This window comes from Caballeronia sp. DA-9 (genome assembly GCF_051615025.1).
GTDB lineage: Bacteria > Pseudomonadota > Gammaproteobacteria > Burkholderiales > Burkholderiaceae > Caballeronia > Caballeronia sordidicola.
In genome coordinates, this window is sequence record NZ_CP195133.1 from 2,266,879 (window position 1) to 2,292,891 (window position 26,013).

A 26,013-nucleotide genomic window follows, 5' to 3' on the forward strand; every position below is an offset into this window, starting at 1 on the left:
GGCGGAGCGGGCGTGAAGCCCACTCCGCCCTCGCGTCCAGCGGTGAATCTTTTATAGCGTACGTGCGACTTCGGTCACTTCGAAGATTTCGAACTGGTCGCCTTCAACCATGTCGTTGTAGTTCTTCAGCGAGATACCGCACTCGAAGCCTTGGCGCACTTCCTTCGCGTCGTCCTTGAAGCGCTTGAGCGAATCGATTTCGCCCGTATGGACAACCACGTTGTTGCGCAGCACGCGAACCATCGAGTTCCGCTTGACCACCCCGTCGGTAACCATACAACCCGCAATCGCGCCGATCTTCGGCACACGGATGATCTGGCGAACTTCGACCATACCCGTGATGACTTCGCGCTTCTCCGGCGAGAGCATGCCCGACATTGCCGCTTTCACTTCATCCACTGCGTCATAGATGATGTTGTAGTAGCGAATGTCGATACCATTCGATTCCGCCACCTTGCGAGCCTGAGCATCCGCACGCGTGTTGAAACCGATGATGACCGCCTTCGACGCCGTCGCCAGATTGACGTCCGACTCGCTGATCGCGCCGACCGCGCTGTGCACGATCTGCACGCGTACTTCGTTGGTCGAAAGCTTCTGCAGCGACTGCACCAGCGCTTCCTGCGAACCCTGCACGTCGGCCTTGACGATCAACGGCAGATTCTGCACGTTGCCTTCCGTCATGGACTCCAGCATGTTTTCCAGCTTCGCGGCCTGCTGCTTCGCCAGCTTCACGTCGCGGAACTTGCCTTGACGGAACAACGCGATTTCACGCGCCTTGCGCTCGTCCGGCAGGACCATGACTTCTTCGCCAGCACCCGGCACTTCGGAAAGCCCCTGAATCTCGACCGGAATCGACGGACCCGCCGACTTGATCGGCTTGCCGGTTTCGTCGAGCATGGCCCGCACGCGCCCGAAAGCCGTACCCGCCAGCACGATGTCGCCACGATTCAGCGTACCCGATGTCACCAGGATGGTCGCGACCGGACCCTTGCCCTTGTCAAGCTTCGCTTCGATCACGAGACCCTTGGCAGGTGCATCCACCGGCGCCTTGAGTTCCATGACTTCGGCCTGCAGCGACAGGTTTTCGAGCAAGCTGTCGATACCCGCGCCCGTTTTCGCCGACACTTCGATGAACGGCGAATCACCGCCATACTCTTCCGGCACGACGCCTTCAGCGACCAGTTCCTGCTTCACGCGCTCGGAAGCTGCGCCTGGCTTGTCGATCTTGTTGATCGCCACGACGATAGGCACGCCGCCCGCCTTCGCATGAGCGATGGCTTCCTTCGTTTGCGGCATCACGCCGTCATCGGCAGCCACCACCAGGATCACGATGTCCGTGGCCTTCGCACCGCGAGCACGCATGGCCGTGAAGGCCTCGTGACCCGGCGTGTCGAGGAACGTAATCACGCCGCGCGGCGTTTCCACGTGGTATGCGCCAATGTGCTGCGTAATCCCGCCCGCTTCACCCGATGCAACCTTCGCACGGCGGATGTAGTCGAGCAGCGAGGTCTTGCCATGGTCGACGTGACCCATGACCGTGACCACCGGAGGACGCGGCAGGCGTTCGCCCACTTCTTCCTGCGTTTCGCCTTCGACCAGCAACGCTTCCGGATCGTCCAGCTTGGCCGCAACCGCGCTGTGACCCAGTTCTTCCACGACGATCATCGCGGTTTCCTGGTCCAGCACCTGGTTGATCGTGACCATCTGTCCAAGCTTCATCATCACCTTGATGACTTCCGAAGCCTTGACCGACATCTTGTGCGCCAGATCCGCAACCGATACCGTTTCCGGCACGTGCACTTCGCGCACCACCGGTTCCGTCGGCGCCTGGAAGTTGGTCTGGTCCTGATGCTTGCCGCGACCCTTCGGGCCACCGCGCCAACCGCGGTCCACGCCGCCGCTGGTGTCGCCGCGCGTCTTGATGCCGCGGCGCTTGGCTGCGTCGTCCTGCCAACTGCTCTTGCCACCCGCTTTCTTCTTGTCCGGTCCAAGCGACGGTGCCGCCGGAGCCGGTGCGCCGGCAGCAGGCTTTTTCGCCGCTGCGGGGCGTGCCGGCGCCGAGCCTTCCGGACGTGCCGGCTTGTGCAACGTGCCCTTGGCTTCGGCAGCCTTCGCGCCTTCGGCGACCTTGGCAGCAGCAGCCGCTGCGGCCACCGCTGCCGGGCTCGGCTCGGCAGGCTTCGCCTGCTGGGCCTTGCGCGGCGTGTTCATCATTTCGCGAATAGCGCGCGCTTCGGCTTCAGCCGCGGCGCGGCGCTTGGCGATCTGGTCGTGCTCGGCACGCGCCTTCTCGGTCGCGGCACGCGCGGCGTCTTCCGCCTTCTTCGCAGCTTCGCGCTGAGCGGCACGTTCGGCGGCGGCCTTCTCATCCACCTGCGGCACCGCTACTTCAGCTTTCACGGGTTCGTCGGCCACGTTTTCCGTCTTCGATTCGGTACGCGTATCCTGACGGGCGCTCGCCGCAGCACGCGAAATCTCGGCAGCTTCCGCCTGAGCGGCAGCACGCTTCGCTTCTTCTTCCTCGGCACGGCGGCGCTCGGCTTCAGCCGCCGCCTCGCGCGCAACCCGTTCCGCCTCTTCACGCTCGAAGCGCTCCTGACGTTCTTTCAGTTCCAGCGCTTCTTTCTCAAGCAGCTCGGCTGCATGGCGCGCTTCTTCATCGCGACGCTGCAATTCGGCTTCGTCGACTTCGTCTTCGACGTGGTTCGCATCTTCGACCACCTGTTCAACACCGCTCTGATCGCGCTGCACGAACACGCGCTTCTTGCGGACCTCGACCTGAATGGTGCGAGCTTTACCCGTAGAGTCGGACTGTTTGATTTCCGACGTATGCCGGCGGGTCAAAGTGATCTTGCGTTTGTCGGCATCGGCGGAACCGTGCGACTTGCGCAAGTGCTCGAGCAGGCGCGACTTGTCCGTCTCGGACAAGTCGTCATCCTCGCTCGCTTTCGTGACGCCAGCCGCCTGCAACTGCTCGAGCAGGACGCCCGCAGGCATTTTGAGTTCCGCGGCAAATTGGGCTACGTTGTTACTCGCCATTCATTCCTCTTGATGCAAGGACAAATTCCCTGCTGTTTGATCGGGGTCATGCGGCCAGCCGGCCGCGATATATCAGTGCGCCATGGTCATTTCTCACTGGAACCAGTGTTCACGTGCTTTCATGATCAACGCCTTAGCGGCATCCTCTTCAATACCGGTCATCTCGACCAGCTCATCCACAGCCAGCTCCGCGAGGTCGTCGCGTGTCCGGATCTGATGTTCTTCGAGCTTCGCGTACAACTCGTCGCTCATGCCTTCGAGGCTCTTCAAGTCGAGCGCAATGCCCTCGACCTTCTCTTCATTCGCAATCGCCATTGTCAGAAGCGCGTCACGAGCGCGGTTACGCAGTTCGTGAACAGTGTCTTCGTCGAAGGCTTCGATTTCGAGCATTTCGTTGAGCGGCACGTAAGCAATCTCTTCGAGGCTGGTAAAGCCCTCGTCGATGAGAATGTCGGCCACTTCTTCATCAACGTCGAGCCGCGCCATGAAGAGGCTTCTCAACGTGCCACGCTCTTCGTTCTGCTTCAGCGCGGACTCGTCCGGCGTCATGATGTTGATCTGCCAGCCGGTCAGCTCGCTGGCAAGACGCACGTTCTGGCCGCTGCGGCCAATGGCGACCGCCAGTTCATTCTCGTCCACGACGACGTCCATCGAATGCTTTTCTTCATCGACGACGATCGACTGTACGGCAGCCGGCGCGAGGGCGCCGATCACGAACTGGGCGGGATCGTCCGACCATAGCACGATGTCGACGTTCTCGCCACCGAGCTCGTTTCGCACCGCCTGCACCCGCGAACCACGAATTCCGACGCACGTACCGATCGGGTCGATACGCTTGTCATAAGCGATCACCCCGATTTTCGCACGCACGCCAGGATCGCGCGCAGCCGCCTTGATTTCGAGCAGGCCCTGCTCGATTTCCGGCACTTCCATTTCGAACAGCTTCATCAGGAACTCAGGCGCCGTGCGGGAGAGTTCGATCTGCGGACCACGAGCGGTGCGGTCGACCTTCGCGATATACGCCCGAACCCGGTCGCCCACGCGCAAGTTTTCCTTCGGGATCAACTGGTCGCGGCGCAAGAGCGCTTCGACACGGCCCGATTCGACGATGAAATTACCCTTGTCCAGACGCTTGACCGCGCCGGTCATGATCTTTTCACCGCGTTCCAGGAAGTCATTCAGGATCTGCTCGCGCTCAGCGTCGCGAACCTTCTGAAGAATCACCTGCTTGGCGGCCTGCGCACCGATCCGTCCAAACTCGATGGACGGAATGGGTTGCTCGATGTATTCATCGATTTGCGCGTCGGGCTTTTCTTCCTTTGCCTCGAACAACAGGATTTCCTGATCCGGCTCCTGCAGGCCGGCTTCGTCCGGCACCACCTTCCAGCGGCGGAACGTCTCGTGCTCGCCGCTTTCACGGTCGATCGCCACGCGGATGTCCACGTCTTCCTCGAACAGCTTCTTCGTTGCCGAAGCAAGCGCGGCTTCGAGCGCTGCGTACACCACGTCCTTGTTGACGTTCTTCTCGCGCGCCAGCGCATCCGCCAGCATCAAAACTTCGCGACTCATTGTTTGCGGCTCCTAAAGTCAACTTTGGGGACGAGACGTGCTTTATCGAGGTCTGCGAGCGTGAAATCGAGCATCGCAGCGCCGCCGTCCTTCCCTTCGAATTCCAAACCGATCGACTCGCCGTCCGGTGCATGCAGGATGCCCCGGTACGACTTGCGCCCGTCCAGCGGCTTCTTCAATGTAATAGTGGCTTCGCTGCCCGCGAAGCGTTCGAAATCCGCCAATTTCTTGAGCGGACGATCGAGACCCGGCGATCCGACTTCAAGACGCGAGTAATCGATATTTTCCACTTCGAACAGATACTGAAGCTGACGTGTGACTTTCTCGCAGTCTTCAATCGCGATACCGGCAGGCTGGTCAATCGAGATACGCAGCAAACCGCCTCCCGCGCGCTCGATCTCAACAAGCTCGTAGCCCAGGCCCGAGACCGTGGTTTCGATGATTTCCGTCAGTTGCACAGTGAGTGACTCCAAGATGTTCGCGCGCTCCACGCCGAACACCTGCGGACCGCGCCTTGAGCCGGCGCTCATTCGTTACCCCGAGATGCAGAACCGAACAGCCAAAAAAAAATGGGCGCAACGCCCATCCTTCTGTACCGCGATCACACCCGGGCAGCGAAACAGTCACCATGCCCATCGACTCCGAGATTTTAGCCATTTTTCGGGATAAACGCAACCGGCACGCCCTGTATATAGGCGGTTGACGGCCTTTTACAAGGCAAATCGAAGAGGTTTATCCACGCAATCGCACGCTTGCCCCGTTTGCCCGCGTTTGCCTATTGGCGAAACCACGCGGACGGCGTGGCAGCGGGACGAACTAGCGACTCGCGCCGAGCCGCTAGTCCCGAACTATCACGCCGCAGCATATGGCGCTGACCCGTGCTGATCAGCAACCAACCATTTATCAGCGGCCGCGCGTGCGATTGCGCGGCGCCGGACGAGCGCCGTCGCGACCTGGTCCGCCACGAGCGTTGCCGCCGTTTCCTTGCGGACCCGCTCCCGGAGCGCCTTGACGGCCGCCCTGCCCGGAGCGTTTGCCGCCTGCGTTCGCCGGGCGTCCGCCGGGCGCGCCGTTGCTCATGCCAGGAGCGCCGGGCGGCCGGCTGCCGCGCGGACCGCCCGCCGACCCGCCCGGACGCGGCAAGGCACGGTTTCCATTTGCTTCGCCGCCTGCGCGGTTGCCGTTTGGCTCCCGGCCGCCATTGTTGCCACGTGCTCCATAACCGCCGCCCGTTCCGTTGCCATTACCCGCGTATCCGCCGCCGAATCCACCCGGTGCGCCACGACGGCCGCCCGGGCCGCCACGCGCCGGCGTTTGAGCCAGGCGGTTGTGGGAACTCAGAACCGGCTCGCGCGTGATGAAGCCCATGGATGTCTGCAGCGGATCCGGCTGGACACGCGGAGGAGCGCTGCGCGCGCCGCGCTCCTCGGCCGGCGCCTTGAGTCCAACCGATGCCAGCAGGCCACGAACTTCGTTATCTTCCAGCTCTTCCCATCGGCCGCGCTTCAAACCCTTTGGCAAGGCGATCGGGCCGTGCCGGGTGCGGATGAGACGGCTGACCATCAGACCGGCCGCCTCGAACATCCGGCGCACTTCGCGATTGCGGCCTTCGGCCAGCGCCACGTGATACCAGTGGTTCGTGCCTTCGCCGCCGCCATCGCGGATGCGCAGGAAATTCGCCGGACCATCTTCCAGTTCCACGCCGCTCAAGAGTTTCTGACGCATTCCTTCCGACAACTCGCCGACTACCCGGACCGCGTATTCACGCTCGACGCTGTAGCGCGGATGCATGAAACGGTTGGCGAGATCGCCGGACGTTGTCAGCAGCAACAGGCCTTCCGTGTTGAAGTCGAGCCGGCCGACCGCAAGCCACTTGGCCGTCTTCATGGCCGGAAGGCTGTCGAACACCGACGGACGCCCTTCCGGATCGGCATGACTCACGATCTCGCCGGTCGGCTTGTGATACAGCAGGATGCGCGGCGGCTTGCTCGAGAGCTTGCGCTTCACCGGCTTGCCGTTGATACGAACCTGGTCGGTCGGCATGATCCGCTGGCCAATATGGGCCGGCTCGCCATTCACCGATACCCGTCCAGCCACGATCAATTCTTCCATGTCGCGGCGCGAACCCATGCCGGCTTCGGCCAGCACCTTGTGAAGCTTCGGCGTGTCGTCGTCGGCTTCCAGGACACGTTTTTGCGGTGCGGGTCTGCCCCGGCGCAGCATCGGGGCGCGCACGCCGCCCGAGGTGTTGTCGGCGTCGAAAGCCGGCGACGTCACGTATTCGAAGACGTCGTCTACCGCAGCGGCCACGGGGGTAGGATTGATCGCAGCATCTTCGCGGCGGCCGCGCTTTTGACCCTGCCCGGCTTGTGCCTGGCGCGGTGAGCGACGACCTTCGCGCTGAGCCTGCCCGTCACGCTGGCCTTCGCCTTGCGCGGGACGCGGTCCGCGCGGCGGCCTGCCTCCCGACGCTTCACGCATATTTTCCTCGCGTGGGGCGCGCGGCGCCCGGGGAGCACGCGGTCCAGCGTCCTTGCGCGGCGCACGCGGCGCGGGCGCGAGCTCACCGTCCAGAGGAGCTTCTGCCATCGCGCCCGGCGTCGGCGATGCGCCCTCGGCACCCTTCGTCTTGGCGACGGCGCGGCGACGGGCAATCAGGCTGCGAGGCCCACGCCGCAAACCGCGACGCGGCCGTTCCTCGCCGTCGGCGGGTTCGTCGGTGCGTGTGCGTTCGCCTGTGTCGGGCTGGCCATGTGCGTCATCGGCACGAACGGGGCGCTCGGATTCGGGCGAATCGCTGTCGTGGGAATGTGTCAAAACAACCTCAATTGTGTCGGGTCGCGCGCCCGTAGCAAGGCGCGTCAAAAAATCCGGCCGATGGTGATGCATAGCCGAATGAAGGTTTCGTGCAAACGGGCTTGCCAATAGGGCTTGCCAGTCGATCTCAGGCCCGGCGAGCGGTGCGATCGTCCGGTGCGTCGAATTCGTCGGTTTCGTTTAGTTCGTCAGGCGCGTTCGCAGCGCCAGCTTCGTCCGGTGCAGCGTGGACGGATATGTTGTCGATATCGTGGTTTTCGCTCGTTGCAGCAGGCCGTGCATCTACCCGCACGGCATTCGTCTCATCGGCATCGGACCCCGTACGCTTCAGTTCTTGGCCGGACACATCTTCAACCAATGGGTGTTGCAAAGGATCCGTCTCCGGCCCGAAGTCTTTTGGCTGGATCGCCAGGGATGCATCCGCCTGCGCGTGCGCGGGTGCATCTGAAAGCGCCGCCGCTTCTGCGTGGACCACCGGACCGATACCGGGTTCCACGTCCGGCAGGGATCCAACATAATCGGACGCCGCAACTTCCGATGCTCCCTGCTCGCCCGCCGCTTGCAGGGCGGGTTCAGCAATGCCGGACAAGTTTCCCTCCGAGCTCTGCGCGAGCGCCGCGCCGATGGCAGCCGCAGGATCGTCACCGGGGAAATCAATCGCATGCTGCGCGAGCAGCGACGCCTCGAGTTGCGCGGACGGATTATCGAGCGCGGGAAGTTCATCCAGCGCGCTCAAGCCGAGATCGTCCAGAAACTGCTTCGTGGTCGCGTACAACGCCGGACGGCCAGGTACATCACGATGACCGATCACCTCGATCCAGCCGCGATCCTCAAGCTGCTTCACGACCTGCGTGTTCACGGTCACACCGCGGATTTCCTCGATATCGCCACGCGTGACCGGCTGCCGGTAACCAATGATGGCCAGCGTTTCGAGAACCGCGCGCGAATACTTGGGCGGCTTCTCCGGATGGAGCCGATCGAGATATGACCGCATCGCGGGTTTGCTCTGAAACCGCCATCCGGACGCGAGCGCCACAAGCTCCACACCGCGGCCCGACCAATCCTGCTTGAGGGTGTCGAGCAAGGTGCGAACTGTATCCGCCGAGATATCGTCGGCGAAGAGCTTGCGCAACTCGGCGAGTTTCAGCGGCTCCTGCGCGCAGATCAAGGCTGTCTCGAGGACGATCTTCGCCTCTTGGGTATTCATGCAGCTAGATAGGACCCTGTATGGTCTATAAACCGGTCAAATCAGGCCGAAACGAAGGACGCCGATTTACTCGAACCATTCGCAACGCTCAGACTGGACAATCGTGGACGAGGATACTGACTACGCGCTCGCCCGATTTATGATCGGTCATATTGATTGGGAGCACGCACCGGGGGGAGACAACAGAACGGGATCAGATCCTGATCGCCGCGCTTATCCCAGCCGGACGAAGTAGCGCTTTCCAAGGCGGACGCGCGTGACTGGACGCATATTACGCAAAAAAAAACGGTGCGTAAAGGTGAAACATCGAGCCGCGTCCCGCTCACGTCTGCAGATCAATAATGAATCGGCGCGAAGCCCGTGCCGGCAAGGCCTCGCCGACAACACGCCGGTCATGCCCTTTGACACGTTTTAGGAGAATCCGAGCGCGAGCGCCTCAGGAGGATCCTGCACGTGCTTCCATGAACTCGCGCAAGCGCGCGACGCCGGCGTCCAGCCGCGCCGTGTCGCATGCGTAGCACCAGCGCACGAAGCCCTCGCCTTCCGGACCGAACGCACTGCCCGGCGCAAGCCCCAGTCCGCTCGTGCGCACGAGCGTTTTGCAAAGCTCAAGGCTGCGATCTGTCCCTGGAAGTTTGAAGAACAGATACATGGAACCCAGTGGCGCGCGCACATCCACGCCCGGAATGCGCTGCAGCGCCGTCACCAGGTAGTCGCGGCTCGCGCGCAGGTCGGCTACCACCGATTGCGTAAACGGCTCACCGTCCCTCACCGCCGCGACTCCGGCCAGTTGCACGAAGGAAGGCGCGCACGATGTGTTGTATTCGACAAGCTTGCCCAGATCCTCCATCACGCCTTCGGGCGCGACGATCCAGCCCAGCCGCCAACCGGTCATCAACCATGCCTTGGAGAAGGAATTCACCGCGATCACGCGTTCGTCGCGAGTGGCGAGATCGAGGAATGACGGCGCAACGGTCGCATCACTGCCGTAATAAAGGCGTTCGTAGACTTCGTCGGCGATCAGCCAGATGCCGTGCTGGCGGCACCGGTCCAGGACGGCTCGCTGCTGCTCGCGCGTCATGACCCAGCCCGTGGGGTTGTTTGGCGAGTTGATCATCAGCATGCGCGTGTCGGGCGTCAGCGCGGCCAGCAACCGGTCGAGGTCCAGCACCCAGCCCTCGTCCCCGTAGGTCAGCGAGACCGTCTCCACGGTTGCACCGAGAATCTTGGGGATTTCCACAAGGTTGGGCCACAGCGGCGTCACGGCCACCACGCGATCCCCGGCGCCCACCACCAGTTGTGCCGCGAGCATGAGGGCATTGACCCCCGCACTCGTCACGGCGATTTCCTGCGGCCGCGTGACGCCGTGCAACCGGCTGACATAATCTGCAAGCGCCTCGCGCAGCGGCGCGATACCCAGGTTGTGCGTATAGAACGTCGCTCCGTCCGCGAGCGCCTGGCTCGCCGCGTCACGGATGAACCGGGGCGTCACCTGATTCGACTCGCCGAACCAGAAAGGCAGGACATCCGGCACGCCGAAGCCGGCGTTGGCCACCTCGCGAATCTGCGACGGACGCAGCGCACGTACAGCGTCTCGTGCATTGGGCAAACGCGCACCTGACACGCTTTCCGCACCCCCCGTGCCGGCTTGAGTAGCCAGCGCACCCAGCTCCGAGACAACCGCCCCTTCTGATTCGCTCATTACCGCCTCCGCAGATGGAAAACAAAAGTCTAACGCGCCGTTTCGCGAAAAGCGCGATACGGCTAGCGCGTTAGCCATCAGGCCAGTTTTTCCAAGGTCCGGTTACGGATTTCGCACTGCCGGAAAGGCTAGTCCAACTGGTCCACGCGCCTGGGCAACCGCGCGATCAGCGCCCAGACCGACTCGGCCGCCGGCGAAAGCGAGCGGTCGCGCCTGCGAACCAGTTCCACGGTGCGCTCGATGCGCGGCACGAGCGGCAAAGCCACCAGCGACGAATCGGCCGGCAATGGCAGGGCAAGCCACGGCAGGACGCTAATACCCACACCCGCCTCAACCAGCCCGAAAACGGTGGCGCTATGGCCGAGTTCCTGCACCACATCGGCGAGCACACCCTGGTCGCGCAGGACGGCATCGATGATCGGACGGCTTCCCGAAGCATGATCCAGCATGACCAGCCTCTCGCCCGAGAGCGCTTTCCATTGCACCTCTCGTGCGCTCGCGAATGCATGGTCACGCCTGACAACCGCGCAAAACGAATCGGTGGTCACGACCTCACCATGCAGATCATCGTGAGCGACAGGACCGATCGCGACGCCGAAATCCACTTCGCCTGACTTGACCTTCCGAATGACATCCGCTTGAAGGTCGTCTCGCAAACCGAGCGAGATCAACGGGAATTCGCTCATGCAGGCGGAAATCACCGGTGGCATCAACCGGCACGCAACGGTTGGACTCGCCGCCACGATCACGCGCCCGCGCTTTTGCTGGCCCAGATCACGAATCTCGCGCAGGGCCTCGTCCAGATCCAGCATCAGACGCGACACGCTGCCGACCAGATTTGTCCCTACATCGGTGAGCTGGACTTCCCGCGTGGTTCTATCGACCAGCTTCAGGCCGAGTTCGGCCTCAAGTTCCCGCACGCATCGGCTCACCGCCGACTGTGTCAGGCCGATTTCATCGCCCGCACGGCTGAAGCTCTGCAGTTTCGCCACCTCGATAAACACCCGCAACTGCCGCAAAGTCACATTGAGCGAGCGACTCATACATTTTCCTCATCAAACATTCATATAAATTCAAATAGTAGATCAAACTGGCCTGGCGAACAGTTGCGCTGCGGTGCAGCAAGCAGGCATCCGCGCACGCGCGATGGGCTTGCTGCACATGATTGGTGATTGTCCCGATTTCATTAACTGCACTTATAGCGTCTCATACGGCCCATGCTGGCAGTGCGCCAGCCTACTGCCGCGAGGCTTTCCGGCCGATCGATACCCGCATGGCACGGTTCTCGCATTTACTTGCGCAGAGGTCGGCGCCATTGCAGTTTTAAACGCAAATCGTCCGTCGCAATGTCTGCTCCGACCTTACCTGGGTTCGATCTTCGAATTCCGACCAGAGTGCGCGGCGCGGGGCAGCGCACCGGGGTTAGCTTCGCTGAGGTGAAACATGATGTTTGACGATTTAAGAGATAACGAGTGGGCGCTGGTTGAGGCCTTGTTCTGTGCAGAGCCTGCACGCAGCGAACGCCGCGGCCGTCCGCGCGTCGAGGCACGCGCTGTTGTCAACGCCGTCTTGTGGGTGTTGTCGACCGGCGAAGGCTGGTCGAAGTTGCCGGGCCGCTATCCGTCGCCGCCGACCTGCCGCCGCCGTTTCGATGAATGGCAGGCTGACGGTACGCTGGCTGAGATCGTGAAACGCCTTGGAAACAATGGCCGTGAAGTGTCGTTGCGTGGCCGGATTGGTTCGACTGCCGCGAAACCGCCTGCACCGCCCAGCCGCGATCGCCTGCGTGGCGCGTTCTGGACGAATCCGGAATCGTGGCGCGCTCCGGTCAAGATGGCTTGATTCCGGCCTGAATCACCTTCAGGCACCTGCACGTCCAGAGGCAATACGGTTCGAGGCCATTGACCGTACTGTCGAGCAGTTTCGCGAAGCACCCGCGCGCAGTTTCTGCGCTTGAGTCAGAGTCCCACCCGATGGCCGCGTTTATCGGGTGCGGACCGCCGGTTTGCCCAACCATAGACCGTTCACCTCCTACATCAGCCGGCAAGTGCCCGACCTTCTGCTTGAGGGCCGGGCACATGGCGCGTACACGGCAGGAAACAACTCTTTACCAATATTTACAGCGCCCTTTCGTGCACTGGCATAGCTTGTGAAGCTGACTAACAGACCAGAAGGTCTGAAGGGAGCTCATCATGAAACCAATGTCACTGCTCGTGTGCGGCATTGTGATTTCATCGCTCGGCATGATCATTCCGGTGCATGCCGAATCACAGACGGGCAATCTCGCTTTACGCGCCGATACCCAGCCTGGAATGCAGGCGTGGAAAAGGGAGCCCGTGCGCAGCAATCAGCCGGCCGAACCCGCGCCACGCGGGGATCTGCGCGGGGATATTGCGAGCAATGCGCACGCGCGTCCGGAGCAGGATCAGGAAGCACGTCCGCGCCGCCACTGATTGCGACGTCGCACGCGTGATCGCGGCGCACGGCCGGCACAGTGTGGATTCAATAAACAATCAGGGAACCGATCGCAAAAAGACAAGTCGGACTTTATGCCATGAGCACAGCGTGGCAGAAGTAAATCCGGTAAGCCCGTATCCGCGTGGTACGGGCTTTTTTTTGACGGGGCGGTTCATCGCCACAGGAGTGCAACGTCGAAAGCTTGGCGGGGTGCCGCAACCGTTTGCGTGGATTGACCGACAAACTGCGCCAAGCAAACAGCTTCCGAAACCAGCGGGTAAGAGAGTCGGAGCCTCTAGGCGCGCGCTTCGGCGAGCGGCTCCTGCATTGCCGCCATGCAGTATGGCGCGGTGCGGTGCACCTCCCAGTCCATTGACCGCTCGTCGCGTGAAAGACGGGAAAATTCCAGTTTTCCCCGCTCGGTGACAACAGCTATATCCACCGGGGCGTGAAAGCCTGGAGCAGGAGCAACGGTACGTTGCCTGACCAGCTCAAGAAGGCCCAGGTCGCGTAGATGGCTAAAAACGTTGGGGCGTCTTGCCCACGGAACTTGACGATACTGAGCTCGCCGGAGCGCTTCGAGTACGGCTTCGTTTGAATACGTGGTCATCTCGTTATGTCTTCCAGTGCAGCCGTGACGGCGCCACTTGGCAGTGAAAATGCCTGCCAGCGGCGCCGACTAAACGCGGCACGCCCCGAAACCAGTCAAAATGCCGATAATGCGACCCCTGACCGGAACTCGCAGCCGCCGCTTGCGCCAGGTGCTGCTTGATTCTTACCGCCGCTTATACTTCCGAGCTCCCGTTAAACGTGCATGACATATCACGTCCCGCAGTTTCGGCGATGCATTCTCGTGAATGCGATGACCACGAAGCGGATTATCTCGGAAACCTATACGTTACCTCAAACCAAATTGGTTCTTATAACTTTATTGCTGCTTTTCTTTGCACTGTTCGCCGTTTGGCGTCAACGCAGGCGCGCGGTAGTTGCCCTATGTGCACTGCTTTTCTGGGCCCTCGGCGCGGGCTGGCTCGCGACGCCACTGTGGCATTTCGCCCAAAACGGTTTCGAAAAGCCGTCGGCGCTGTCAGATATGCGCTTCGCATCGCGAACAATTTTTGTGCTGTTGGGCGGAGGCACACGCCACGATGACGATAACCGCCTCATTCCTCGACGCGATGCGTTCACGCGAGTAGTAGCGACAGCCGACTTGTACCGCGAATGCCGACGCGCCGGAGGCGCGTGCCGAGTGATCGTGAGCGGAGGCAATCCTCAGCACCACGAACAAGCTGAGGCCGACAACTACGCGCCCTTGCTGCTCGTCCGAGGCGTAAGCGCCACGGATCTGCTACGTGAAAACGAAAGCCTCAATACCTACGAGAATGCTCGCAACGTCGCGAGGCTGCTCGGGCCTGAGCGAGATGAAACATTCGTCCTGGTAACGTCGGCTTATCACATGCGGCGATCGCTGGCCGCATTCAGCGCATTCGGCATAAACGCGCAACCTTTCGTGAGCAATGTTCGGCACCCGCGAGTTTCGTTCTTCCCGCGGCCGCGCGGGTTTGTCGATGCAGAGACCGCGCTTCATGAACTGATTGGCCTCGCGCGCTTTTATGTTTATCGGTTCCTTCGTCTATATTGAGACGCGAGGCGCAAAGCCCTGGATGAGAGACGTGCCGTTCATCTCGAAATTCAGTACTAGAAAGCATTGCACTTCGCCGGTATTATCGCCGGCGCGGTCAATCGACTGTCCGGGATGGCGAACAATTGTAACGAAGCGTGTGATTGCTGCGGCCGGCCGAATCGTCGTAACAACATGTAACGCGTAGCGCGCTGGATCGGCGCTTGCTAGCCAGCGTTCGATGTCTCGTTTAACGTGACAGGCCAACCCGGGTTCAACGAATCTATGGAGGTAACAATGAAGAAAATATCCCTGGCAGTCCTGGTTTCGCTCAGCGCAATTACCGGCGCAGCCTTTGCACAATCCGGCGAAGGCGTGACCATGAGCACTGATCCCGCGAAAATCTCCGATATCGAGCAGCGCGCGCAGGCACTGCAATCGGGTCAGGCGAATGTGCAGAGCGACATGCCGACGCACAAGAGTGGCGCGCACCATAAAAAGTCGGGCGCGAAGCATTCGAAAAAGGCGGCAAACGCTGCTGGCGCGAGCGAATAAGCGCTCGGATGCACATATTGCGGCGGCGCGCAAACGTTGACCGTCGAAGACAGGAGCCGGACAAACGCCTCGGCGTTTATCCGGCTTTTTTGTCGCCATTCCCTATGCGTGCAAACTCGGCAAACACGCGATGCGCTTAGCGATGCGGCGTTATGCTACATTCCGCGTCGGTAAATTGAATCGCACCTGTGTGCGGAGGATCGTATGAGCAACATCCAGTTGGATATTGAATGGACCGAAGCCGCATCGCGCAAGATCGAAAAGCTGATGCCCCGCAACACGAAGGATAAGGACGCGTATCTCGCGCTCCCGCCCGTGGAATGTTTGCCCATGGAAGGCGACGTGCTGTTCCTCGGCCCGGACGGCAAGCAGCAGCCATTTATTGTCGCCGAGCGTCAGTACCACCACGACGGTGACGCCGACTGGACCATTATCCTGATTCTCGACGTTCCGCACGAAACGCACTGACGCGGGGTTTGCAGCGTTCCTGCGGGCTTCCTGAGTTCCGGCCAGGAAGCCCCTGACAAATGTTCAGAGCTTCGCCACGACGTTGATTTCGCCATGTTCGATCAGGTCCGGCAACCTTTTGTCGAGCGCCTGAATATGGGACGTCTTGTTGTGCTCAGCCAAGGACGCTTCGCTCGCCCAGCGCTCAAAGAACACGAACCGGCGCGGCTCCTTGATATCGCGATGCAGGTCATACTGGATCGCGCCCGGTTCGGCAAGCGTCGGCGCAACGATGCCTTGCAGCAGTTCCTTCAGCTTCTCCTCGTTGCCAGGCTTGGCGACAAACGTTGCGACCACGGCGATTTCAGTCATGTCTTGGCTCCCGATTTAAAACGCCCAGCATAGCGTTCGCGCGGCACTCCCGCAGAAACCGGCGCAGGCCCCAAGAAAAAAGCCCGCGTTCCCTTTTGGGAGCGCGGGCAAAAGCCGTCGCCCTACGAGGATAGGCGACGGGGCCATCGAGATCCGCTGGCCAGCGGATCGCAATTCATGAAGGATTGAGCAAGTCGGCACGGGCGCCATGCAGATTACATGCCATGGATGCAATGTAATCCCTATGCAATTGATTCCTATAAGCTTTCCCGCACATAAAAACAAAGAAAGCGGGCGCAATCCGATGGTGTGACGTTTAGCTGTAACGTGACATCGATTACATGAAGGCTGTGGTCCATAACGTCACGAAGCTTAACTGGCGGCGTGAAAATTCCGCGCGCGCTACCGCGCATTCCAGTGCGAGGGATTGCTCTAGATCGGCTTTTGAATTTCATGGCGGAAAAAAACCCGCCGACATTCGGGCGGGTTTCGTTTTTCGCCAATGCCCCGGCGTTCCGAAGGTTTCTGGTTTTGTTTAACGCAACTGATCGTCAAGCAAGCCCATGATCTGGCGCGCTTGAGGCGACGAATCCACATTCCCCTTGCTGTCGATAATCGACACGCGGGTCTGCGTCTCCGTGAGCGCGCGAACATTGACTTCGTAATTTTTTGGAAGCTTTTCTTTCTTGCCGTGGAACACCTGGCTCCAGAAGCCCTGCTCTGCCGCCGTCATGTCTTTTGGATCGACGTAGCGGACAAAATAAATCCCGCGACCACGGTCACGGTCGTCTACCGTGAAATTCGTGCGATCCAGCGCCAGGCCGACACGCAACCACGCCCGGTCGTATGGCTCCGACAAGGTGATCTCATCCGAAGCAGATTCGGGAACGACGTCTTCCTTGATAGGCGTCTGGGCTGCCAGCGCTACATTTTGCGCCGCTCGCGACGATGCGGTCGCGGCAGACGGTGCGCTTGCCGCTGCCGCCGCCATGGCGGCATCGCTCTTGCCTGTCTGGCCGCTTGCCTGCCGTGCGTCCGCCAACGCGAGCGACGCCATGAGACGTTTGAGATATTCGCCCTCAAGCGCCGGGTCGTTGGGTTTGGCCTGCCACTGGCTGTTGTCGTTGTTCGTGCCCGTCAGCGCCTCGCGCATGCCTTTCTGGCTCACGAACACGTAGGTGCCGCCATTCGGCGCGGCCTCCAGGCGCGTACGGTACTTGTTGCGCTCGGCAGCCACGTACGAGTTGCCCGTTGCCATGGACAGCGTGTTGCGAATCAAGCCGTCCGATATCTGCGGATGGGTTTCATTCCAGTCAGTTTCCATGACGCCCTTGTCACGCGCATCAACGACGAGCAGAAATCCCTGTTCTTGCCAGAAACGGCGAATCTGCGGCCAGACCTGTTCTGGCGACTTGTTGTCGATAACCAGCCAGCGCTCCGTACCGTCGCGCTGGACATGCATGCCAGAAACCGGCGGAATCACCGTAGGCGCGCTCGGAGCAACCTTTTGCACCTGCTGGAGATCCGACAGCGAAGCCTGCCCGCCTTGCGGGGGCAAGGACCGCTGGTCGCCCGATTCTTCGAGAAGGTTGGGCGGGACGGCAAGAGATGCCTGCTTTGACCGGGAATCGCTCTTGTAATTGATTGCGTTAGGCGACGACGTACCGCATCCGGCTACCAGGCCACCCGCCATCAGGAGGGCCGCCACCTTCAGAGCCGGCTTGTTCACACGAAAATCTGTCATGTTTGGGAAATCCTTCCGCTACGCCACGGCGTTTTCCGTGGATCAACCAAGCATTTTACCGGTCCCGCGCGTCACCGTGCAAAAACAGTAGGCGCGAGCGCCCGCGGCGACTCTGTAACAAGCATCGATAACCTCTCCTGCCAATGAAATTCATGTACCGGCGCGCGTCGGATTATTGCGTAGCCGAAGCTCGCTTGGTGGCTACGTTTCCAGTATTGGCTCGGGCGTAATGCAGCGTGCAAATTAAGGCCTCACTATAACTTGTCCAGCGCCTTCACCAATCTCAAAAATAAGCGCGTCGACCTTGTTTGCGACAATTTATGACAATTGCTCTTAGTCTTTCCTAGCGACTTTCCGTGTCGCAACTTTTTGTTTAATAAGCAGTTTTAATTATTTTTTGACGCTTTTCAAAAGACCCCACAAGACAATTCCGAAGTTGGTTCCAAGCTCTTCAGCTATCTTAAAATTAGGCTTCGATAACAAGAACGGCCACGAGAACGGAGCACATCATGTCTTACCGGCACAAGCTCAACTTACTTCGGGTATCCACCGCTGTATTTTTCACCGCAGCGGGCGGATTGGTACACGCGCAACTGGGATCGACGGCGAGCACTGCTGCAGATGCGTCGGGCACGCCTGCTCCCGTCATGCATCAAGCGGATAACAGTGCCCTGCGTTGGGTGGAAACGACCGATGCCAACCAGATCCAGGTGCGGCAATACATGTTGCCCTCGGGACTCGTCTACGCCGTCAGTTGGAATGGACCGGCAATGCCCGATTTATCGACCCTGCTAGGCACATGGTTCGATCGGTATCGACAAGGCGCGAGCGTCGCATTGGAAAACGCAAGCGGCCTGCATTCATCGCGTGTGGATGGCAGCGATCTCGTAGTGGAGACGAGTGTCAGACTTCGCAACTTCAGCGGCCGCGCGTGGCTTCCCGATGCATTGCCCGCCGGCGTTGCCGCGGCTGACATCGAATAGGAGGAGATCATGCGAAATCATCCATCCTGCCTTTTGTTCCTGACGCTGATTGGTGCGTGTGCGCTCCTCACTGCATGCGGAGGCGGAGGCGGAGGAGGTGGCGACGCCACCAGCGCCGCAGTGCCTGCAACGGCCAGTGCCGCGCCCGCCGCCAGCGCTCCTTCCGCAGTCACGCCCGCATCCGCGGCGGAGCCTGCTTCGAGCCCACCTTCCAACACCGTCGCTCAATCGACCACACCCAATGTCTTGCCGATCACGGTCGGCAGGATCGCGACGGGCACGCGCAATATGTTGCAGGCCAGCGTGACCATCTGCGTGCCGGGAACGGCGACCTGCCAGACAATCGACAACATCCAGGTCGATACCGGGTCACAAGGGCTTCGCATCCTTGCGTCAGTACTTGCGCCCGCCATGACACTGCCCGCGGTAACCGGCACCGGCGGCGCGACAATAGCGTCCTGTACGGTGTTCGGTTCCGGCTATACGTGGGGCTCCGTGCGCACCGCCGACGTGCGCCTGGCCGGCGAAGTGGCGGCGTCGACAGCCATCCAGGTGATCGCCGATCCAGCCATCCCAGCCGTGCCTGCCGACTGCAGCAATTCCGGATTGCCGATGCTCACAGCGACGACGCTCCGAAGCAACGGCATTCTCGGCGTGGGTCCGTTCGCCGCAGACTGCGGCAGCGGTTGCGCAACCACCGCTTTGTCACGCTGGTACTACAGTTGCGCATCCGGCACATGCGCATCCGCAACACAACCCGTTGCGCAGCAGGTAACCAATCCGGTCAGCAACTTTGCCAGCGATAACAACGGCATCCTGATAGAACTACCCGCCATCGCGGACACTGGGGCATCGAGCGTTTCCGGCACCATGACCTTTGGCATAGGGTCGCAATCGAACAATCAGTTGGGAAACGCGCAGGTACTCACCAGCAACCGCTCTACGGGTTTCGTGTCGACCAGTTTTCAGGGCAGTACCTACGGCATGAGTTTCATCGATAGCGGGTCGAACGGATTGTTCTTCCCAATGAGCTCCGTGCCGGGTTGTGGCTTGTGGTTCTGTCCGACAACCTTGCAGAGTCTCGTGGCAAGCATATCCGGCACCAACGGTACGACGAGCAGCGTGACGTTTGCAGTTGGCAATGCGTCGTCGCTCTTTGCCAGCAACAACAACGCGTTCAACAATCTGGCAGGCCCCGCCAACGGTTATTTCGATTGGGGCCTGCCCTTCTTTTATGGCAGGCGTGTGTTCACCGCGATTGAAGCGCAGGTAACGCCCGCGGGTAACGGTCCTTACTACGCGTTTTAGTCTTTGGAAACGTGCAGCACTGCGGCTGCCAACGCAACTGCCGCAATCACCGACGGCGCGGCGAACCATCCATATGCGCTGACCGCCATACCGGCCTTTAGATCGAGCAAGGCTTGCACATCAGACGCGCTCGATGGCGATCGCAATGCCCTGCCCCACGCCTATGCACATGGTGCAAAGCGCAAAGCGTCCGCCTGTCCGATGCAACTGATACGTCGCGGTCGTGACAAGACGCGCGCCGCTCATGCCCAGCGGATGGCCGAGCGCGATGGCGCCGCCGTTCGGGTTGACGCGGGGATCGTCGTCGGCAATGCCGAGCAAACGCAGCACGGCCAGACCTTGCGATGCGAACGCCTCGTTCAGTTCGATCACGTCGAATTGATCGATGGTCATGCCCAGGCGCTGCATCAATTTCTGCGATGCCGGCGCCGGCCCGATTCCCATCACACGCGGCGGGACGCCGGCCATCGCGATGCCCAGCACGCGCGCACGCGGCACGAGGCCGAATCGCCTTGCGCTGTCTTCATCGGCGAGCAGCAAGGCGGCCGCGCCGTCGTTCACGCCCGACGCGTTGCCCGCCGTCACCGTGCCGTCGGGCCGCACCACGCCCTTTAACCTGGCGAGCGCCTCGAGACTGGTCTCGCGCGGATGCTCGTCTTGGGACACTAGCACCGGATCACCCTTTTTCTGCGCGATAGGAACCGGCACGATCTCCTGCGCGAGCGATCCGTCCTTCTGTGCGCGCGCCGCTTTTTGCTGGCTGCGCAATGCGAAGGCATCCTGATCTTCTCGGCTTACCTTATAGTCGGTCGCGACGTTTTCGCCCGTTTCCGGCATGGAGTCGACGCCGTACAGCTTCTTCATCAACGGGTTGACGAAACGCCAGCCAATGGTCGTATCGTAGATCTCTGCCTGACGCGAAAACGCCGTGGTTGCCTTGCCCTGGACAAACGGTGCGCGGCTCATGCTTTCCACGCCGCCCGCCACCATCAACGCCGCTTCGCCCGACTTGATTGCACGGGCCGCCACGCCGATCGCATCCATGCCCGATCCGCACAAGCGGTTGATCGTTGCGCCGGGTACGCTTTCGGGCAAACCTGCCAGCAAGGCCGACATGCGCGCCACGTTGCGGTTGTCTTCGCCAGCCTGATTCGCGCAACCGAAAATCAGGTCGTCGAGCGCATTCCAGTCCACGTCCTTGTTGCGCTCCACCAATGCGCGCAGCGGCACCGCGCCCAGATCATCGGCTCGCACCGAGGATAACGCGCCGCCGTAGCGCCCGACCGGCGTGCGAATTGCGTCGCAAATAAAAGCTTCTTTCATGCCCATCTCCTTTATTCTCCTTTACCGTTCTTTAGTGCGCCGCGCCGCCTGTCGCCGCCGAATCAGCGTTGAGCGGTTCGTACGTCAGCGATACTTGCGCCAGTTTCTGGAGCTCGCCGAACGACAAGCCTTCAATGATCTCCCGCACCACGAAGCCATTCGGCGTTACATCGAATACGCCGTGATCCGTATAGACGCGATCTACGCAGTCCACGCCCGTCACCGGATAGGAACACTCGGCCACCAGCTTGCTTTCGCCCTGCTTGGTAAGCAGTTCCATCATCACGTAGACCTGTTTTGCTCCGATAGCCAGATCCATCGCGCCGCCGACAGCCGGGATTGCATCGGGCGCGCCCGTATGCCAGTTGGCCAGATCGCCTTTCTCCGACACTTGAAACGCGCCGAGCACGCAGATATCCAGGTGGCCGCCGCGCATCATCGCGAACGAATCGGCGTGATGAAAAAACGCGCCGCCCGTGAGCAGCGTGACGTGCTGCTTGCCGGCGTTGATCAGTTCGTCGTCTTCCGCGCCTTTTTCAGGCGCCGGGCCCATGCCAAGCAAACCGTTTTCGCTGTGCAAAAAGATTTCGCGGTCCGCCGCGAGATGGTTGGCCACCAGGGTTGGCACGCCAATGCCGAGGTTCACGTACGCGCCTTCCTGAATGTCGCGCGCTACACGCTGCGCCATTTCGTCACGAGTGAGTTTTTTCATATCGATGTCCTTGCTTGATCTTGCTTGGCTCAGGCAGCCAGTTCGACTGCATGCGCCGTCTGCGGCACTTCGATCACGCGCTGCACGAAGATCCCCGGCGTCACGATGTCTTCAGGGTCCAGCGCGCCAAGCGGCACGACTTGCGACACCTGCACGACCGCCGTGCGGGCTGCCGTCGCCATGATCGGCCCGAAGTTGCGCGCGGTCTTGCGATACACCAGGTTGCCCCAGCGGTCGCCCTTGAACGCCTTGATCAACGCGAAGTCGGCATGGAGTGGTGCTTCGAGCACGTAATGCCGGCCATCGATAAAACGGGTTTCCTTGCCTTCGGCCAGCTTCGTGCCGTAAGCGGTCGGCGTGAAAAACCCGCCAATGCCCGCGCCCGCCGCGCGAATCCGCTCAGCGAGATTTCCCTGCGGCACGAGTTCGAGTTCGATTTCTCCCGCCCGATACAACCCGTCGAACACTTGCGAATCGCTTTGCCGCGGAAACGAACAGATGATCTTGCGCACACGCTTCGCCTTGAGCAGCGCAGCCAGGCCGGTCTCGCCATTGCCTGCATTGTTGTTCACGATGGTCAATTCCCGCGCGCCCTGTTCGATCAGCGCATCGATCAGTTCCGCCGGCATGCCGGCCGTTCCAAACCCGCCGATCATCACGGTTGCGCCGTCCTGAACGTCTTTCACCGCCAGACTCAGCGAGTCGAAAATCTTGTCGATCATGCCGCTCCTTACCTTGATTGAACCGACGCGCGCCGGACGATTCCTTTCGCCCGGCAGCACTTGCATTTCAAAGTTCGCTATGCGAACATCGATTCGTTTAGCGAACAAATGTCATGGTATTCCCGTATTCGTTGCCCTGTCAACGAACCTCGGGTTTATCCGGACGCGCTTTGATTTACCGGACCACATCGATGACCAACTTTTCCACAGAGAGCGATCTGCCCGACATGGACTCAAGCTCGCGTCCTGGCGATGCCTACGTGCAATCGTTCGCGCGCGGTTTGTCGGTGATCCGGTCCTTCAACGCGTCGCGTCCCGCGCAAACCCTGTCCGAAGTCGCGGCGGCATCAGGCCTGACGCGCGCGGGCGCACGGCGCATCCTGCTGACCTTGCAGGCGCTTGGTTATGTGGAAGCAGACGGACGTCAATTCACGCTGACCGCGAAGATTCTCGATCTTGGTTTCGCGTATCTCACGTCCATGCCATTCTGGAACCTCGCTGAACCGGTCATGGAAGAACTTGTCGGCCAGGTGCATGAGAGCTGTTCCGCGGCGGTTCTGGATGGCACGGAAATCGTCTATGTGCTGCGCGTGCCGACGCACAAGATCATCACCATCAACCTGTCCATCGGCAGCCGCCTGCCGGCGTTCTGCACGTCGCTCGGTCGCGTGCTGCTTGCCGCGCTGGATGACGACAAACTCGATGCGCTCCTCGACGCCAGCGCGCTGGAAGCTCGCACGCCCCGCACGATCACGAACAAAACCACGCTCAAGGCCGCGCTTGCCGTGGTACGCACACAAGGCTGGGCCATCGTCGATCAAGAGCTGGAAGAAGGCCTCATTTCGATGTCCGCGCCCATTCGCGATCGCCAGGGACGCGTGATCGCGGCGCTGAACATCAGCGGCAACGCGCAACGCAAGAACGCCAAGCACATGGTGAAGGCTTTTCTTGAGCCGCTGCTCGACGCGGCGCAACGCGTCTCCGGAATGGTCGCGCGGCGCGGCTGAACGGAACCGGCACGCTGGGCGGCTTCGACTTGCTCCCGTTTCATCTCTAAACTGAGCGCTTTGTTCCTGCCGGGAAAGTCTTATGGATGGATTGACCAGCTTGCGCGTGTTTCGCGATGTCGTTGAAGCAGGCAGCTTTGTGAAGGCGGCTGAACGGCTCGACATATCCACCGCGATGACCAGCAAACACGTCGCGAACCTGGAGCGGCAACTCGGCGTGCGCCTGCTGAACCGGACCACGCGGCACCTGAGCCTGACCGAAGCGGGCAGCGTCTATTACGAGCAATGCCGGGAAGCGCTGGATATCCTGCAAGCTGCCGAAGCGGCGGTCGGATCGCAAACCGACAAGCCACGCGGTGTGTTGAAAATCACTGCGCCCGGCTGGTTCGCCACCGCGAAATTCGCCGATATCCTGGTGGCTTATCGAGCACGGTATCCCGAAGTGCTGATCGACTTGCGGCTGGAAAATCGCTTCGCCGATCTGGTGGAAGAAGGCTACGACATGGCATTGCGCGCGACCTCCGAACCATCGCCCACAATGATCGTTCGTCCGCTCTGCAAGGTTCCGTTCGTACTCGTGGGTTCGCCCGATTACTTGAAACGTAATGGCCAGCCGCAGCATCCACGCGACCTCGTTGAACGCAATGAGATCGTGCTGCCGACTTATACGAGCGTGGACAGCGTCGAGTTCTCCGGACCCGACGGCGTGTTCACGATCAAGAACAACGCAGTGCTGAAGACCAACGACAGTTCCATGTCGCTGCAACTCGTGCGCGCCGGGCTGGGTCTTGCCTACTTGCCGGAATGGATCGTGGAACAGGAACTCGCGACGGGCGTGCTGACGCATCTATTCCCTGCTTACACGACCTTTGCACCGCGCGTCTACGCGGTCTACACCAGCCGTAAATACATGACGACCAAGGTGCGCACGTTCATCGACTTTGTCTTCGAAGCACTCTCTACCGATGATTCCGGCCACGATTCCACTCCCGCACGCGGCCCATCAAACTCACCTCGAAAACTAGGATAAATCGTATTCAATCTGGGCCACTGCTCGTGTGAAGATCGCGCCGATTCGCTATGTGATGTTGATAAGCGACGACCCTCCACACTCAAGACTAAATGTCGGGCTGGTGATGAATTTCCCCTGGTTTGCGTTGATCCTCAATTTTGTGCTGCTGGCGGCCGCTATCCTGATTTGCAATGCGCTGAATAACGCCCGGCGAGAGCCGGTCTGGAACGGCGCGCTGTTTTTTTTATGCTTCTGCGTTCTCGCGATGGTGCTTGATTTCGCGCTGACCTTTGTCTTCGCGTCCGCGACCACCACGGACAAGGAACGCTACATCGATTTATCGTCGCTCTCCGCGTGTGGCGAACGGGTAATTGCTTACGCGATTCCTTGCGTTGTTGCAGCCGTGTTGGCCCTGAGATTCCGTTCGCGCGACCGGGCTCACGGAGCGCCTTCAGTGATGATCCAGACGTCTGAGTACACACAGTCGGAATTAAGATATTGATCAGGTTTGGTTTTGTTGCTACTGCGGTCTTGAAGGAATGAACGCAATTTCCTTCGCGCAGGAGTGAATTGCTCGGAACTTCGCCCGAAAATGAGTCCGCAGGTTCAAAATTTGGAAAGTCTCTGATATACTTTTCCTCTTTCGGGGCGTAGCGCAGCCTGGTAGCGTACCTGCATGGGGTGCAGGTGGTCGGAGGTTCAAATCCTCTCGCCCCGACCAGTTTGATGAAGGACTTAGGCTTCACAGCCTAAGTCCTTTTTTCGTTGATTCACCGTTGTTTTCAATCAAAATTTGCTGCACTGCGTGCATCCGGCCGCGCCCCCGGCGCGTATAGACCTTGGAGGCACCGCTCACAAGCACGCCTCCCATGCACTCTCGACCAAACTATAAAACCAAGGCCAGACGAGCAGGCAAAATTGCGCCGCAGCCCGTACTGCCGTTTACCGGGGAAACACAATGTCAGCCAGCAGAACCAGCAAACCACGCAAGCCAGGCCGAACAAGAACGCGCAGCGCTACATTCGACGGCAAGCTTTGGCCTATCCACGCCATGATCGTGTCACGCAGTGCATCGCATATTGCGAGCATGTTGTCCGCACCACAGCGCATCAACGCGCTCGCCGAGTCTCTTGGAGAAGTGACGAAAAATTATGGCGATGACGCCATCGATGGCTTCCTGATCGCGCTGAAAAACTGGTTCGTGCAGCGCGAATATGGCGCCGCCATTGAGTTGGTCGGATATTTCCAGGAACATGGCCGCCTGCCGGAAATCGTGCAGCCGTTGCAGTCAGGCCGGCGCGCCTCGCGTGCCGGCTCCAAGAACAATACCGCACTGCGCGCAGCATAAATCACGCGCAAAAACGCCCGGCGACCGAACTATTCCTGTTCGATCGCCGGGCGTTTCCCGATCACGCA

General features: G+C 60.6%; 23 protein-coding genes, 1 tRNA gene and 1 pseudogene. 12 read left to right on the top strand and 13 right to left on the bottom strand.

The genetic code is table 11. The annotated features are described in order from the left end of the window. Window positions 1-51 precede the first annotated feature (51 nt). From infB to ACRWA7_RS26575, 7 genes are all read right to left on the bottom strand, one after another. On the bottom strand, window positions 52-3,039 hold the full coding sequence (infB, locus tag ACRWA7_RS26545; RefSeq protein ID WP_438393289.1) for a translation initiation factor IF-2: 2,988 nt from the start codon (window positions 3,037-3,039) through the stop codon (window positions 52-54). Between the two features lie 93 nt (window positions 3,040-3,132). Beyond that, on the bottom strand, window positions 3,133-4,608 hold the full coding sequence (gene nusA, locus ACRWA7_RS26550) for a transcription termination factor NusA (RefSeq protein ID WP_438393291.1): 1,476 nt from the start codon (window positions 4,606-4,608) through the stop codon (window positions 3,133-3,135). Further along, window positions 4,605-5,066, bottom strand: a complete 462-nt coding sequence (rimP, locus tag ACRWA7_RS26555; RefSeq protein WP_056364635.1) for a ribosome maturation factor RimP — start codon at window positions 5,064-5,066, stop codon at window positions 4,605-4,607. The genes nusA and rimP overlap by 4 nt, the downstream gene beginning before the upstream one ends. Before the next feature lie 445 nt (window positions 5,067-5,511). After that, the gene (gene rluB, locus ACRWA7_RS26560) at window positions 5,512-7,425 is read right to left on the bottom strand and encodes a 23S rRNA pseudouridine(2605) synthase RluB (RefSeq protein ID WP_438393292.1); all 1,914 of its coding nucleotides are present in this window, start codon (window positions 7,423-7,425) and stop codon (window positions 5,512-5,514) included. 127 nt (window positions 7,426-7,552) lie between these two features. Beyond that, a complete protein-coding gene (gene scpB / locus ACRWA7_RS26565; protein WP_438393294.1) occupies window positions 7,553-8,632 on the bottom strand; it encodes an SMC-Scp complex subunit ScpB in 1,080 nt (359 codons plus the stop codon). A gap of 436 nt (window positions 8,633-9,068) precedes the next feature. Then, window positions 9,069-10,334, bottom strand: a complete 1,266-nt coding sequence (locus ACRWA7_RS26570; RefSeq protein WP_438393295.1) for a pyridoxal phosphate-dependent aminotransferase — start codon at window positions 10,332-10,334, stop codon at window positions 9,069-9,071. A gap of 128 nt (window positions 10,335-10,462) precedes the next feature. Then, window positions 10,463-11,377 (bottom strand): LysR family transcriptional regulator, encoded by a 915-nt coding sequence (locus tag ACRWA7_RS26575; protein WP_438393297.1) that lies wholly within the window; start codon window positions 11,375-11,377, stop codon window positions 10,463-10,465. 400 nt (window positions 11,378-11,777) lie between these two features. On the opposite strand from ACRWA7_RS26575, the pseudogene ACRWA7_RS26580 reads away from it, so the two are divergent. Together ACRWA7_RS26580 and ACRWA7_RS26585 are read left to right on the top strand one after the other, a co-directional pair. Then, window positions 11,778-12,173, top strand: a pseudogene (locus ACRWA7_RS26580) (transposase); the annotation flags it as partial. A gap of 353 nt (window positions 12,174-12,526) precedes the next feature. Then, window positions 12,527-12,787 carry a hypothetical protein gene (locus tag ACRWA7_RS26585; RefSeq protein WP_438393299.1) on the top strand — a complete coding sequence of 87 codons (261 nt, stop codon included), beginning with the start codon at window positions 12,527-12,529 and terminating at the stop codon, window positions 12,785-12,787. Window positions 12,788-13,086: 299 nt separating this feature from the next. On the opposite strand, the gene ACRWA7_RS26590 is transcribed toward ACRWA7_RS26585, so the two are convergent. Beyond that, on the bottom strand, window positions 13,087-13,401 hold the full coding sequence (locus ACRWA7_RS26590; protein WP_060819019.1) for a hypothetical protein: 315 nt from the start codon (window positions 13,399-13,401) through the stop codon (window positions 13,087-13,089). A 483-nt stretch (window positions 13,402-13,884) separates the two neighbouring features. Here ACRWA7_RS26590 and ACRWA7_RS26595 point away from each other — a divergent pair, with 483 nt between their 5' ends. The 3 genes from ACRWA7_RS26595 to ACRWA7_RS26605 all read left to right on the top strand — a co-directional run bounded on the left by ACRWA7_RS26595 (window position 13,885) and on the right by ACRWA7_RS26605 (window position 15,435). Further along, window positions 13,885-14,433 (top strand): YdcF family protein, encoded by a 549-nt coding sequence (locus ACRWA7_RS26595; RefSeq protein WP_438393301.1) that lies wholly within the window; start codon window positions 13,885-13,887, stop codon window positions 14,431-14,433. Window positions 14,434-14,709: 276 nt separating this feature from the next. Continuing rightward, the gene (locus tag ACRWA7_RS26600; RefSeq protein ID WP_060819021.1) at window positions 14,710-14,967 is read left to right on the top strand and encodes a hypothetical protein; all 258 of its coding nucleotides are present in this window, start codon (window positions 14,710-14,712) and stop codon (window positions 14,965-14,967) included. Between the two features lie 204 nt (window positions 14,968-15,171). Then, entirely contained in the window at window positions 15,172-15,435 is a 264-nt protein-coding gene (locus ACRWA7_RS26605; RefSeq protein WP_062087069.1) for a hypothetical protein, read from the top strand. Between the two features lie 63 nt (window positions 15,436-15,498). Here the strand turns inward: ACRWA7_RS26605 and ACRWA7_RS26610 are convergent, their stop codons facing one another. Beyond that, window positions 15,499-15,786, bottom strand: a complete 288-nt coding sequence (locus tag ACRWA7_RS26610; protein ID WP_438393303.1) for a putative quinol monooxygenase — start codon at window positions 15,784-15,786, stop codon at window positions 15,499-15,501. Window positions 15,787-16,321: 535 nt separating this feature from the next. Beyond that, the gene (gene bamC, locus ACRWA7_RS26615) at window positions 16,322-17,530 is read right to left on the bottom strand and encodes an outer membrane protein assembly factor BamC (RefSeq protein ID WP_060819027.1); all 1,209 of its coding nucleotides are present in this window, start codon (window positions 17,528-17,530) and stop codon (window positions 16,322-16,324) included. Between the two features lie 509 nt (window positions 17,531-18,039). Here bamC and ACRWA7_RS26620 point away from each other — a divergent pair. Both ACRWA7_RS26620 and ACRWA7_RS26625 read left to right on the top strand, forming a co-directional pair. Next, window positions 18,040-18,513, top strand: coding sequence for a DUF2844 domain-containing protein (locus tag ACRWA7_RS26620; RefSeq protein ID WP_438393305.1), 474 nt, complete (start codon window positions 18,040-18,042; stop codon window positions 18,511-18,513). Window positions 18,514-18,522: 9 nt separating this feature from the next. Next, the gene (locus ACRWA7_RS26625) at window positions 18,523-19,821 is read left to right on the top strand and encodes a DUF3443 domain-containing protein (protein ID WP_438393307.1); all 1,299 of its coding nucleotides are present in this window, start codon (window positions 18,523-18,525) and stop codon (window positions 19,819-19,821) included. 120 nt (window positions 19,822-19,941) lie between these two features. On the opposite strand, the gene pcaF is transcribed toward ACRWA7_RS26625, so the two are convergent. The 3 genes from pcaF to ACRWA7_RS26640 are packed head-to-tail and all read right to left on the bottom strand — an operon-like array spanning window position 19,942 to window position 22,578. Beyond that, window positions 19,942-21,144 (bottom strand): 3-oxoadipyl-CoA thiolase, encoded by a 1,203-nt coding sequence (gene pcaF / locus ACRWA7_RS26630; RefSeq protein ID WP_438393310.1) that lies wholly within the window; start codon window positions 21,142-21,144, stop codon window positions 19,942-19,944. 31 nt (window positions 21,145-21,175) lie between these two features. Beyond that, complete coding sequence (locus ACRWA7_RS26635; RefSeq protein WP_060819031.1) at window positions 21,176-21,856, bottom strand: 3-oxoacid CoA-transferase subunit B; 681 nt, start codon at window positions 21,854-21,856, stop codon at window positions 21,176-21,178. Between the two features lie 29 nt (window positions 21,857-21,885). Next, window positions 21,886-22,578: a 3-oxoacid CoA-transferase subunit A gene (locus ACRWA7_RS26640; protein WP_060819032.1), complete on the bottom strand. Its 693-nt coding sequence runs from the start codon at window positions 22,576-22,578 to the stop codon at window positions 21,886-21,888. Window positions 22,579-22,769: 191 nt separating this feature from the next. On the opposite strand from ACRWA7_RS26640, the gene ACRWA7_RS26645 reads away from it, so the two are divergent. The 5 genes from ACRWA7_RS26645 (at window position 22,770) to ACRWA7_RS26665 (ending at window position 25,945) form a co-directional block, all read left to right on the top strand. Beyond that, on the top strand, window positions 22,770-23,585 hold the full coding sequence (locus tag ACRWA7_RS26645; RefSeq protein ID WP_438393312.1) for an IclR family transcriptional regulator domain-containing protein: 816 nt from the start codon (window positions 22,770-22,772) through the stop codon (window positions 23,583-23,585). An 82-nt stretch (window positions 23,586-23,667) separates the two neighbouring features. After that, the gene (locus tag ACRWA7_RS26650) at window positions 23,668-24,615 is read left to right on the top strand and encodes a LysR family transcriptional regulator (RefSeq protein WP_438393313.1); all 948 of its coding nucleotides are present in this window, start codon (window positions 23,668-23,670) and stop codon (window positions 24,613-24,615) included. A 28-nt stretch (window positions 24,616-24,643) separates the two neighbouring features. Continuing rightward, on the top strand, window positions 24,644-25,099 hold the full coding sequence (locus tag ACRWA7_RS26655) for a hypothetical protein (protein ID WP_438393315.1): 456 nt from the start codon (window positions 24,644-24,646) through the stop codon (window positions 25,097-25,099). A gap of 142 nt (window positions 25,100-25,241) precedes the next feature. Continuing rightward, window positions 25,242-25,318 (top strand) — tRNA-Pro (locus ACRWA7_RS26660). Between the two features lie 237 nt (window positions 25,319-25,555). Beyond that, on the top strand, window positions 25,556-25,945 hold the full coding sequence (locus ACRWA7_RS26665; protein WP_438393317.1) for a hypothetical protein: 390 nt from the start codon (window positions 25,556-25,558) through the stop codon (window positions 25,943-25,945). Window positions 25,946-26,013 lie beyond the last annotated feature (68 nt).

Excerpts from the sequence above, each read along its gene's own strand:
- ACRWA7_RS26640 (WP_060819032.1), bottom strand. The coding sequence starts at position 22,578 with ATGATCGACAAGATTTTCGACTCGCTGAGTCTGGCGGTGAAAGACGTT.
- ACRWA7_RS26625 (WP_438393307.1), top strand. The coding sequence starts at position 18,523 with ATGCGAAATCATCCATCCTGCCTTTTGTTCCTGACGCTGATTGGTGCG.
- ACRWA7_RS26665 (WP_438393317.1), top strand. The coding sequence starts at position 25,556 with ATGTCAGCCAGCAGAACCAGCAAACCACGCAAGCCAGGCCGAACAAGA.
- ACRWA7_RS26595 (WP_438393301.1), top strand. The coding sequence starts at position 13,885 with ATGCGCTTCGCATCGCGAACAATTTTTGTGCTGTTGGGCGGAGGCACA.
- ACRWA7_RS26645 (WP_438393312.1), top strand. The coding sequence starts at position 22,770 with ATGACCAACTTTTCCACAGAGAGCGATCTGCCCGACATGGACTCAAGC.
- ACRWA7_RS26635 (WP_060819031.1), bottom strand. The coding sequence starts at position 21,856 with ATGAAAAAACTCACTCGTGACGAAATGGCGCAGCGTGTAGCGCGCGAC.
- bamC (WP_060819027.1), bottom strand. The coding sequence starts at position 17,530 with ATGACAGATTTTCGTGTGAACAAGCCGGCTCTGAAGGTGGCGGCCCTC.
- ACRWA7_RS26610 (WP_438393303.1), bottom strand. The coding sequence starts at position 15,786 with ATGACTGAAATCGCCGTGGTCGCAACGTTTGTCGCCAAGCCTGGCAAC.
- ACRWA7_RS26590 (WP_060819019.1), bottom strand. The coding sequence starts at position 13,401 with ATGACCACGTATTCAAACGAAGCCGTACTCGAAGCGCTCCGGCGAGCT.
- infB (WP_438393289.1), bottom strand. The coding sequence starts at position 3,039 with ATGGCGAGTAACAACGTAGCCCAATTTGCCGCGGAACTCAAAATGCCT.
- ACRWA7_RS26600 (WP_060819021.1), top strand. The coding sequence starts at position 14,710 with ATGAAGAAAATATCCCTGGCAGTCCTGGTTTCGCTCAGCGCAATTACC.
- scpB (WP_438393294.1), bottom strand. The coding sequence starts at position 8,632 with ATGAATACCCAAGAGGCGAAGATCGTCCTCGAGACAGCCTTGATCTGC.
- ACRWA7_RS26605 (WP_062087069.1), top strand. The coding sequence starts at position 15,172 with ATGAGCAACATCCAGTTGGATATTGAATGGACCGAAGCCGCATCGCGC.
- ACRWA7_RS26575 (WP_438393297.1), bottom strand. The coding sequence starts at position 11,377 with ATGAGTCGCTCGCTCAATGTGACTTTGCGGCAGTTGCGGGTGTTTATC.
- ACRWA7_RS26650 (WP_438393313.1), top strand. The coding sequence starts at position 23,668 with ATGGATGGATTGACCAGCTTGCGCGTGTTTCGCGATGTCGTTGAAGCA.
- ACRWA7_RS26585 (WP_438393299.1), top strand. The coding sequence starts at position 12,527 with ATGAAACCAATGTCACTGCTCGTGTGCGGCATTGTGATTTCATCGCTC.
- ACRWA7_RS26570 (WP_438393295.1), bottom strand. The coding sequence starts at position 10,334 with ATGAGCGAATCAGAAGGGGCGGTTGTCTCGGAGCTGGGTGCGCTGGCT.
- pcaF (WP_438393310.1), bottom strand. The coding sequence starts at position 21,144 with ATGAAAGAAGCTTTTATTTGCGACGCAATTCGCACGCCGGTCGGGCGC.
- ACRWA7_RS26620 (WP_438393305.1), top strand. The coding sequence starts at position 18,040 with ATGTCTTACCGGCACAAGCTCAACTTACTTCGGGTATCCACCGCTGTA.
- nusA (WP_438393291.1), bottom strand. The coding sequence starts at position 4,608 with ATGAGTCGCGAAGTTTTGATGCTGGCGGATGCGCTGGCGCGCGAGAAG.